Raw genomic sequence first — 9,704 nt, 5'->3', positions numbered from 1 at the left:
GTACTAATAGACCAAAACAAACACACACAATGTGCAACACACAAACAAAGATTGATTACACAGTCGTGCACGCGTCCACTATGCAGTATCTGACACAACACTAAAGGGCAACACAGCCCCGAAAGTTTGTCGGTGGTTAATAGCGGCAGGGAAACGCCCGGACCCATTCCGAACCCGGAAGCTAAGCCTGCCCGCGCTGATGGTACTGCAACCGGGAGGTTGTGGGAGAGTAAGTTACCGCCGACATAAAACAATAAACACACAATTACATATAGAAAGTAGCGCCTGTGCTATCCGAAACAACGGAACTGCACAGGCGTTACTGTCGTTTTACCCTATAGCGTTTGGCAGTGAGGTCTCTGTAGGTCGTGTAGTTCATGTAGTTGGTGTGGTTCGAACCGCTTCGTGCCTGTTCTCTGCTTGTTTACCTGTACGGTGGTTCCTATGTCTCAAGCCAAGGAACCACGCATCTTCCGCATGGAGTGGAAAGAAATTCATAGTGCCTACATTGCTAAGGCGGAGCGGAAGTCTCGTACTAGGGAAGAAATAGATGAGCTTATCTCGTGGCTTACTGGCTACGATGCAGAGGGCATTGTCTCAGCGGGAGAGCGAAGCGTGCGCGAGTTCTTTGATGAAGCACCTGCGCTTAACCCCGACCGTGTCTTGATTAACGGTAGCGTGTGCGGTGTTAAGGTCCAAGAAGTTGAGGACCCTTTGATGCAAAAAATTCGCCAGCTCGACAAGCTAATTGACGAACTGGCGAAGGGTAAGGCCTTGGAGAAGATCAAGCGCTCAGACGCTTAACTGCCTCTTTGATTACCGCAGGGCGCTTACAGAACGCGAAACGGACTTTGTAGCGCCATGGTTCGGGGTTATCGGCAAAGGCAGCAAGCGGGATGGCAGCAACCCCGTGTGTCTCGGGGAGCTTTGTACAGAATTCAACTCCGTCCATGCCAGAGGAGCTCACGTCGGCGACTAAATAGTAAGTGCCTTGAGTCTCGTGGACTTGGTAGCCGGCCTTACTTAGGCCATCAACTAGGATGTCGCGGCATTCGGCCAGCTCTTCCACCATGGCCTTCTGCCAGCCCCGCTCATATACCAGCGCGTGGGCCACTGCGGCTTGGAAAGGCGTGGCAGATACAAAGGTCATGAACTGCTTTGCTCTGATGACGCCATCGAGGAGCTCTGGGTGGGCAATGGCCCAGCCGGTCTTCCAGCCGGTGGCGTTGAAGGACTTAGCCGCCGAGCCGACCTTGACCGTACGGGTTTCCATGCCTGGGATGCGCTGGATGTCCACGTGCGTGGCAGAGCCGAAGGTGAGGTCCTCGTAGACCTCGTCGGAAAGCACGAGCAAGTCATGCTCCACGCAGATATCGCGGAGGCCCTCTAGTGCTGTGCGGCTAAATACTGAACCGGTGGGGTTATGCGGAGAATTGACGATCACCATCGCGGTCTTAACTGTCACAGCGGCGCGCACAGCATCGACGTCGAGATCCCAGCTTTCTCCGGAAGGCTTGAGCGGGACGGGGACACGGGTGGCGTCGGCAAGCGCAATGGCGGCGGCGTAGGCGTCGTAGTAAGGCTCCAGCACAATGACCTCTTGGCCCGGCTCTACGAGTCCCAGCACGGTCGCGGTGATGGCCTCCGTTGCGCCCGCGGTGACCACGATGGCCTTGCGTGCAACGCAGTAGTGGTGTGCCAAGGCGTCGATAAGCTCAGGGCGCCCGCGCAGGGGAGCGTATTGATTATTTCCCGTCGCAATCTGCTCCTGCGCGATCTCCAGCATGCGCTCTGGCCCATCAGAGTCCGGGAAGCCTTGTCCCAGATTGATGGCGTCATTATCGATTGCCAGCTGGGTCATGGTGGCGAAGATGGTCTCGCCAAATTGCTGCAGACGTTTAACCGTCATTAGAGCACTAAGAGATCGTAACGGGTGGCCTTCACATCATTGAGGCGCTTGCGGGCGCGGTCAAGCTTTTGCCACTGGTCTTCCGGGATTGCCTTACGCGCCATGGTGACGACCTCAGCGTCCGGCGTGCCCCATGCAATGGGCATCGGGGTGACCTGCTGCCAGTGTTCTTTATCGCTGTTGTTGCGGTGACCGGAAACTGCGGCAACCGGCAGCTTTGTGCCCACAGTGCGCTTGACACCTGGCACGGAAGTAACGGTGCGCAGGCAAGCTGCCCAACGCGGCGGAAGCCCGGGATCAACGTTGGTGTTCACTAGCGCCATCAGCACCATGTCACGTTCGTTGACCTCAGCTACCACTGCTGGTGCCAGCGGGTAGGAATCATAGAGGTGCTGTGCGGTGCCAACCTGGCGCGCGGCTGCAACGCCTACGATGGCCACGAGGATGCCGAAGAGCAACATACCGAGGCCAATGGTAAATCCCCAGTCCGCATCCACAGTCATGTAGACCGCAGCGGCACCGATGATGAGCAGCAAGCCCATGATGAGGCCGGAGTTGCGCAGACGCGCGGAATCGCGCAGGAGTTCATTGTTCTTCTTGGCGTAGGTCTCGTCGACCTGAAACTTGAAAATCTTCATCAGGTCATAAGTCTACTTCGTTGACGAGACGGTACGCGTATCCCTGTTCCGCCAAGAAGCGCTGGCGGTGGAGCGCATAGTCCGCATCCACGGAATCACGGGTGACGAGGGTGTAAAACTTTGCTTCCTTACCGTCTTCCTTTGGGCGCAAGAGGCGTCCTAGGCGCTGGGCTTCTTCCTGCCGCGAGCCGAAGGTGCCGGAGACCTGAATAGCTAGGGCAGCTTCGGGAAGATCAATGGAAAAGTTTGCCACCTTGGAGACCACGAGTGTTTGTACCTCGCCGTCGCGGAAAGCTTGGAAGAGCTTTTCCCGCTTGGAGTTCGAGGTCTTGCCGTCGATTACTGGCGCGCCCAAGTGCGAGCCGAGTTCTTCCAGTTGCTCTACGTAACCGCCAATGATGAGTGCTTGCTGGCCAGCATGCTTGGCCAAAATCTTATCCACGGCACGGTGCTTTGCGCTTGACGACGCCGCGATTCGGTAGCGATCCCGCGCCTGCGCCGTGGCATAGAGCATCCGCTCCTCGGCGTCCATGTCAACGCGTACCTCGATGCACTCCGCCGTGGCGATGTAGCCGGCGGCTTCGAGTTCCTTCCACGGGGCGTCGTAGCGCTTGGGGCCGATGAGGGAGAAGACGTCTCCCTCCATCCCGTCCTCGCGGATGAGCGTGGCGGTAAGGCCCAAGCGGCGGCGCGATTGGAGATCCGAAGTCATGCGGAACACGGGAGCAGGAAGCAGGTGGACCTCGTCGTAGATGATTAGACCCCAGTCGCGGGAGTCGAAGAGCTCAAGGGCGCGGTATTCGCCCTTCGTCTTGCGGGTTACCACCTGATAGGTGGCGATTGTGATCGGTTTGATCTCTTTCTTTTCACCGGAGTATTCGCCAACCTCGTTCTCGGTCAACGAGGTACGCCGCAGCAGCTCGTTGCGCCACTGGCGTCCGGCCACTGTATTGGTAACCAGGATCAACGTGGTGGATTGGGCCTTGGCCATCGCCGCCGCGCCCACGATGGTCTTGCCGGCACCACAGGGCAGCACGACCACGCCGGATCCACCGGACCAGAAGGATTCTGCGGCATAGGATTGGTAATCGCGCAGCGCCCAGCCTTCCTCCACCAAAGAGATGGGGTGGGACTCGCCGTCGACGTAACCGGCAAGATCCTCGGCCGGCCAGTTGGCCTTGAGCAGCTCCTGCTTGAGGCGGCCGCGCTGCGAAGGTGGCACGGCGAAGGTGTTGCCGTCGATGCGAGCGCCCAGCAGCTGGCTGACCTTCTTGTGCCGCGCGAGTTCTTCGAGGATCGGAACCTCGGCAGATTCCAAGATGAGGCCATGCGCCGGATGCGAGTGGAGGCGCACGCGGCCGTAGCGCGACATGGTCTCCGCGACGTCGATAAGCAGCGCCTGCGGAACCGGGAAACGCGAATAACGCTCGAGCACGTCGACCACCTGCTCGGCGTCGTGGCCCGCGGCGCGGGCGTTCCACAGCGCCAGCGGCGTGATGCGATATGTGTGAACGTGTTCTGGCGCGCGCTCTAGTTCTGCAAAGGGCGAAAGCGCGATGCGGGCTGCGGCAGCGTCTTCGTGGTCGACCTCCAAGAGCACCGTCTTGTCAGATTGCACGATGAGCGGTCCGGGCATCTACTTGCTCCTTTGTACAGGTTCGCCAATGGTAGAAAGCCAAAAGTATAGCCCCGATCGCCCTGCTGGCGCTAAGCGAGTTCCACGGCAGTGATGCGGTGCAAAGGGAAGCGGATGGTGGAACCATCGGTGCCGGTGGCATCGACCTGACCTCCGGCGACGGACAGCGGCTTTACAGTCCTGGACTTAGAATTGCCGTTCTTATCCGCATAGGTGATCTTGACGGGGCGCCCGCCGCGGGCAGCAGCGTGAAGGACGTCGAGGCTGGATTCGTCCGCTGCGGTGGGCGCGGGTGATTCGGTATCAAGCAAAGCCTTGGCGACGCTCGTCGGATCCGGGCGAGTGGGGCCAGCCTTGCGAGGTGCCGGAGTAGGTAGTGCGTAGGGCTCGAGCGCCATATTCAGGGAAGCACCTGTTTCATCTTCGCCGGCGGGAGCAAGTCCGTGGGCGCGCAGTTTCTCCAGCAGCTCACCGACGCGCACTTGCGATATTGCGACGGTAGGAGCGATGCGGCGCAGTTCTGGCACCGCCCGCACCGCCATTTCGAGAAGGGCGGGATCTTCACTGCGGAGGTACGCCAGCGCAGGGCCGGAGCGCAGCGTGCCGTGGCGCCTATCGACGTCGTGGATGAGAAACTCGAGGGTTTGAGGCACCTCGCTGTGGGCGGCGAAGAAGTCGGTGATCTCTTGCGCCGTCATGCCTACGTCCAAGCCGCGGCGCAGAGTGGACTCGCTAATACGGTAGACGCTGGCTAGGCCTGGCGATTCCAAGTCCGCGAGATCTCCCAACCGGCGATGCGCGCTGGCCTCTAGCGGTCCGGGAACCAAGACCGTGAGATCGCCCTGGATGATGAAGTAGTCCACTTCTTCCGGGGTAAGGGTATGCGTGGCCGCAGGATCCAGCAGCACCTGGGTGGCTTGGCCTAGCGCAATGGCTCCGATCCATTCAGCTTCGGCAACGAGGGCATCGATGGTGGAGGACTTAGTGTGCGTTGTAAAAAGCGGGGCGCGGAAGCGCAGCTCTTCGGAAAATTCCTCTTTGCTAAGTGGGACTGAGGCGTGGGCATAGACGTCCATCACCGTGCGGCGGTGGCGGGCCAAATGCTCAGAGACGCTTTCGGTGGAAAGCAGGCGGCCTTCGGCCCAAGGCTGCCAGGTAGAGGACTGCCAGGCATCGAGGAGCAGGCTCCACTTCTCAGACAGGCCGGCATCTAGCCATTCCTGTGCGCCTTGGGTAGGTGCTAAGAAGTTGCCCTCCAAGCCCTTCGGTTCGCCGCGGCTTAAGAGACGCGCGGAAAAGCCGAGGCAAACCAGGCGGCGCAGCTCCAGCTCTGTGATACCGAGTTCCTTGGCGAGTTGGGCCTGCGGGCGAACGCCTACAGTCTTGTCTTTCAAAAGCTCGATGGGTCGAGCACCGACAAGATCGATGAGTCTTTCCAGCTCGCGAACTACTTGCAGCCCAGCGGCGGCGCCTGCTTCCCCCGTCTTCTTCTCTAGTGGCGGGGTGCCGGCACGGCCGCTTGGGCGCAGCGGAATGAGCTCGGGGCTGTGTCCCTCTAGCGCGCGACGGGCGGCGCGCGGCAGGCGCACGGTGCGGGAATCGACGCGGGTGAGAATGCCCTTGGCTAAAAGGCGGGGGATTGGGCGCGTGGGATCAGCATCGGGAGCTGCGTCGCGAGTAGCGCCCACTCCGCCAGAGGCGGCCAGGGTTTGCAGAATCCGTGCCTCATCCTCGGGCAGTGCCGCGATCTCCTCGGGGTCGGTGGTGCTCTGATGCAGCAGCGACCACCCGGTGGGAAGCGCCTGCATGAGCCCTGGGGCAAGGCATACGCCCTGTGCTTCCACTTCGAATGCGAGGCCCCGCTCGAGCAGCCGTGCGGTTGGCTCTGGGGCCAAAATCTCTACGGGTTCCAGTTCGCCGCCCCGCAAAGCGATGTCCTCGGCAGTAGCAAGCAACTCGGCATCGCACTGCGCGAGTGCGCGCGCTAGGGAAGTGGTCAGGCTAAGGCGCGTTGCCAACGGGGCGATTCCCGGGGGTAGCGGTGAGAGCACATCGCTGCGATAGCCAAGCAGCGTCGAAAGCTGCTCTTGGTCAAGATCTGCAAGCCACGTGCGGAATTGGACCGTCGCGGAGGAAGTGCTGTGAGGTGGGGTCATGGTGGCGAATAAGTTTAGTGGGTTATTGAGTTACTTTTTGGGCCGGGGTTTGGAATAATAAGGCCTATGTCGAATAAGAAGAATGGCTTCGTATCCCCGGCTTGGCCGAAGAATGAAAATCGCGAGCACGCAATTACCGAAATCTACGCGCCGTTCGCTGGTGCATCCAGCCCGTTCGGTGACGATCTGATCCTGCCAATGCCGGCGGAGAAGCTCAACTACGTGCACCCATACACCCGCGTTAACCGCTAAAAGCTCTTACTTAGAAGAAAAGCTTTTAGCCTAACGCAGGCCTAGCCCCACCGCGCGCCCTTCAGCGGCCGCCTTGTGGTGGGGCCATTTTTCGTACGCTAAGAAAGCCAAAAGCTCCCAGCCAGAAGGAACTGGAAAGTTCCACCTGCGGCTGGGAGCTTTAAACGCGAATCTGCGCAGCTTTAGTTTGAAAAGCCTTAGAGGTTTTCGATGAGCTGAGCGATCGGATCGATGAACTGGCGGTTCGCGGAGTAGAACGCGTCGAAGTTGTGGCGGTTTGCCTTGTACTGGTTTGCAAACTCAGCCGGGATAGCCAGGCCGTACTTAGCTGCGGTGTCCTCGACCATCTTGTAGAGAGCGTCAACAGCCAGCTCGTCGGAAGGCTGTGCAGCTGCCTGCTGAACTGGAGCCGGTGCTGGAGCCGGAGTCGGAGCGGCGTCACGCGGGGTTGGCGCGGAGTTCAGTCCCAAGGAAGCGGAGCAAGCGGGCCATGCGCCCCAGCCCTGGGAAGCCAGGATCTTTTCAGCGACAGCGATCTGCTGCTCGCGAGTTGCCTGGTTTGCGGTCGGTGCGTACTGACCGCCACCGAATGCGGACCAGGTCTGGCCGGAGAACTGCAGACCGCCGTAGTAGCCGTTGCCGGTGTTGATTGCCCAGTTTCCGCCGGACTCACACTGTGCGAGGCGGTCCCAGTCGGAATCCGGAGCAGCGGATGCGGTCGGTGCCATGATGGCTGCAGCGGCGCCGACGGCGACGGTGGAAGCTGCGAACTTGGTAGCGAACGAGTTGTTCTTAGCGGAGTGGCGTCCCATTAAAAGTATTCCTCTTCTCTAGATTTCTCGCGCCCACGTTGTGCTCAGTCCGGCAAAAGTAATTGCTTTAAAGTTGTCTTGCACAAATATCGGCCGCCACGGGGAAGCCCGGACTGCGTGTGGGGGCGAGACTTCCTCGCTGGCGGCCAAGTGCCTTCCTCAAACAGTAACGGTTTATAACGAAATAGTCACGTAGCTGACTCGGTATGGCGTCTTTCCTCTGAGAGCGCATCGCATTTACGCAGGTCGTGACGAAAATGTGAATTAGATCACCGATGTAACGTGTGTTGTTTATGTGACAGTAACTTTAATTGCTGTGTTATAGGAGTTAGAATAATTCTCTTTATTCCCGAGTAAGAAAGCGAGTAGGGGCGTGCCAATCGGCAAAGTTAAGTGGTTTGATGCTGACAAGGGCTACGGCTTTGTGAGCAACCCCGGCGATGAGGATGTCTACGTCGGCCGCAACGTGCTGCCCGAGGGCGTCGACGAGCTGGTCCAAGGCCAGCGGATCGACTTTGATTTCGCGGCAGGCCGCCGCGGTCCACAGGCACTGCGTGTCAAGGTCTTGGACAAGCCGCGCCGCCGTACTCCTTCCCGTAAGCCGGACGAGCTGTCGAGCATGCTCTCCGATGTAATGACGCTGCTGGAAACCCAGGTGCAGCCGGTGCTGGCGCAGGGGCGCTATCCAGAGCGCAAGACTGGCCGTCAGGTCGCTGAAATCCTGCGTGCCATCGCCAAGGATTTGGATAGCTAAAAATCAAGCAAAAGCGCGAGCCCAACTTCGTCTCCCCTTGTAGGAATCTAGAAGTTGGGCTCGCGCTTTTTTGCAGGCTGCGTTTATTTGGAAGCAGCCTTGCTCGGCTCGGTGGACTTATCAGGTGCAGCGGTCTTTGTGGCCTCGGCAAGCTCCTTGTCAGACATCGTTGAAAGGGACCACACGGTGCTAAACGGCGCCTCCTCGCCCTTGCCATCGGTGCCAATCATCAGCGAGGAAATCTCGACCACCATCAGGCGCGGACGCTTGCCTGTAGAAGCCTTGATGGGGTCAACAGAACCCGGAACGTCCACGGTAGAAGAATCGCCGGCGCCGTGAATCTGCTCGTCGTTAGCCGCCGGGTCATCGTAGATGGAAAGGATGCGCCACTCGTGGTTGGAGATCTCTTCTGGGATCTCTAGATGCAGGGTGTCATCCTTGCCCACGGTGAGGTTTGGAGCCTCGCCCTCAGGGCATTCGGTGCCCAGCTCGCAGACCATATAAGGTGCAACGTCGAGACTCTTCTCACCCACGCTGGCCTTGACGGTGATGTCCTGCGGCTCAGGACCTGGGCGGCTATTCCACCAATTCTGGAATAAGACCACGGAGACCACAATGACTGCCACGGCGATAATCAGCGCCAAAAGCTGCAGCAGCGACTTCTTCCTTGCTTCCTTACGGGTTGCCATGGCAAAGAATCCTACTCGAAGGTCACGCGATACAAATCAACCCACCGCTTACCAGTAATCCAGAATTCTTCCGTTCCTGGAATATGGGCGATGCCATTGAGCACATCGTTTTGGGTTTGCGGCCCAGATTTATTCAGTCCCGCAGCATCAATAACCGCGGTGACCTCGCCGCTTGTGGGATCAATGCGCAAAATATCCTCGCTCATCCACACATTCGCAAAGACCTGGCCGTCCACGCATTCCAACTCATTGATCTCTTCTACTGACTGGCCCTCCAGGGTAACGGGGGTCCGCGGTGCAGTTTCTTCGAAAGTTTGGGCATCAAGATGTCGCAGCTCGTTGCTTCCATCAGACATGATGAGCTCAGATTTATCCTCGCCCGCGGCACACAATCCCCAGCCCTCGCCCTCATAGCGAGCGCGGCCGGTCTCTTCGAAGGTCACGGGATCCCGCTTGATGGCCTCGCCCGCCTTCCACGTCAACTGCCAAATCGCATCCTGGGTTTGCGTGATGCCCTCACCGAACAAAGAAGGGGGCAGTGACACTTCCTGCTCGGGTGCCTTCGCGCCGGGTTGCAGGCGCAGTAACCGGGATTGCCCGTATAGTCCTGTTCCCACCAACAGCTTGCCCTCGGGATCAACTTCGAGGCCCTGGGTAAAAGAATTGGGGAGCATGTCAGTGTGTTCCTTGATGGAAACGGATAGATGCTCAACTTCGCGTGGCACGTTTGTTCCTTCTTGAGCCGGCGAATCGCCCTCTGAACTGCTGCAACCGGAAAGCAGGCCGATTGCGCTAAGCGCGCTTAAAACGGCGGTGGAAGTCAAAGCGAGAGAAGATTTAGAAGAACCCATGGAAGTC

10 protein-coding genes and 1 rRNA gene are annotated in these 9,704 nt (G+C 59.0%); 4 read left to right on the top strand and 7 right to left on the bottom strand.

The genetic code is table 11. The annotated features are described in order from the left end of the window. The first annotated feature begins 128 nt into the window (after nt 1-128). Both rrf and HMPREF2888_RS03595 read left to right on the top strand, forming a co-directional pair. Nucleotides 129-246 (top strand): 5S ribosomal RNA (gene rrf, locus HMPREF2888_RS03600). 198 nt (nt 247-444) lie between these two features. Then, a complete protein-coding gene (locus HMPREF2888_RS03595) occupies nt 445-804 on the top strand; it encodes a DUF2200 domain-containing protein (RefSeq protein WP_061921121.1) in 360 nt (119 codons plus the stop codon). Here HMPREF2888_RS03595 and HMPREF2888_RS03590 read toward each other — a convergent pair. The 4 genes from HMPREF2888_RS03590 to HMPREF2888_RS03575 all read right to left on the bottom strand — a co-directional run bounded on the left by HMPREF2888_RS03590 (nt 785) and on the right by HMPREF2888_RS03575 (nt 6,339). Further along, entirely contained in the window at nt 785-1,909 is a 1,125-nt protein-coding gene (locus tag HMPREF2888_RS03590; RefSeq protein ID WP_061921123.1) for an aminotransferase class I/II-fold pyridoxal phosphate-dependent enzyme, read from the bottom strand. The two genes, HMPREF2888_RS03595 and HMPREF2888_RS03590, sit on opposite strands and share 20 nt — an antisense overlap. After that, the gene (locus HMPREF2888_RS03585; RefSeq protein WP_061921125.1) at nt 1,909-2,547 is read right to left on the bottom strand and encodes a DUF3239 domain-containing protein; all 639 of its coding nucleotides are present in this window, start codon (nt 2,545-2,547) and stop codon (nt 1,909-1,911) included. Before HMPREF2888_RS03585 ends, HMPREF2888_RS03590 begins: the two co-directional genes overlap by 1 nt. Nucleotides 2,548-2,551: 4 nt before the next feature. Continuing rightward, complete coding sequence (locus HMPREF2888_RS03580; RefSeq protein WP_061921127.1) at nt 2,552-4,183, bottom strand: DNA repair helicase XPB; 1,632 nt, start codon at nt 4,181-4,183, stop codon at nt 2,552-2,554. A gap of 71 nt (nt 4,184-4,254) precedes the next feature. After that, nucleotides 4,255-6,339 (bottom strand): helicase-associated domain-containing protein, encoded by a 2,085-nt coding sequence (locus HMPREF2888_RS03575; RefSeq protein WP_061921129.1) that lies wholly within the window; start codon nt 6,337-6,339, stop codon nt 4,255-4,257. A gap of 66 nt (nt 6,340-6,405) precedes the next feature. Between HMPREF2888_RS03575 and HMPREF2888_RS03570 the strand changes: the two genes are divergently transcribed. Then, a complete protein-coding gene (locus HMPREF2888_RS03570) occupies nt 6,406-6,591 on the top strand; it encodes a hypothetical protein (protein ID WP_061921131.1) in 186 nt (61 codons plus the stop codon). A gap of 197 nt (nt 6,592-6,788) precedes the next feature. Here the strand turns inward: HMPREF2888_RS03570 and HMPREF2888_RS03565 are convergent, their stop codons facing one another. Further along, the gene (locus HMPREF2888_RS03565) at nt 6,789-7,403 is read right to left on the bottom strand and encodes a resuscitation-promoting factor Rpf1 domain-containing protein (RefSeq protein WP_061921133.1); all 615 of its coding nucleotides are present in this window, start codon (nt 7,401-7,403) and stop codon (nt 6,789-6,791) included. A gap of 373 nt (nt 7,404-7,776) precedes the next feature. Here HMPREF2888_RS03565 and HMPREF2888_RS03560 point away from each other — a divergent pair, with 373 nt between their 5' ends. Continuing rightward, nucleotides 7,777-8,157, top strand: a complete 381-nt coding sequence (locus tag HMPREF2888_RS03560; RefSeq protein ID WP_062041648.1) for a cold-shock protein — start codon at nt 7,777-7,779, stop codon at nt 8,155-8,157. Between the two features lie 83 nt (nt 8,158-8,240). Here the strand turns inward: HMPREF2888_RS03560 and HMPREF2888_RS03555 are convergent, their stop codons facing one another. Continuing rightward, entirely contained in the window at nt 8,241-8,846 is a 606-nt protein-coding gene (locus HMPREF2888_RS03555) for a DUF2771 domain-containing protein (RefSeq protein ID WP_062041645.1), read from the bottom strand. An 11-nt stretch (nt 8,847-8,857) separates the two neighbouring features. Beyond that, nucleotides 8,858-9,697 (bottom strand): glutaminyl-peptide cyclotransferase, encoded by an 840-nt coding sequence (locus HMPREF2888_RS03550; RefSeq protein WP_070518266.1) that lies wholly within the window; start codon nt 9,695-9,697, stop codon nt 8,858-8,860. Between the last annotated feature and the right edge of the window lie 7 nt (nt 9,698-9,704).

Source organism: Corynebacterium sp. HMSC077D03, from assembly GCF_001808545.1.
Lineage (GTDB): Bacteria > Actinomycetota > Actinomycetes > Mycobacteriales > Mycobacteriaceae > Corynebacterium > Corynebacterium simulans.
The sequence above is the reverse complement of the archived record's forward strand: the minus strand, read 5'-3'. Positions and strand labels throughout refer to the sequence as shown.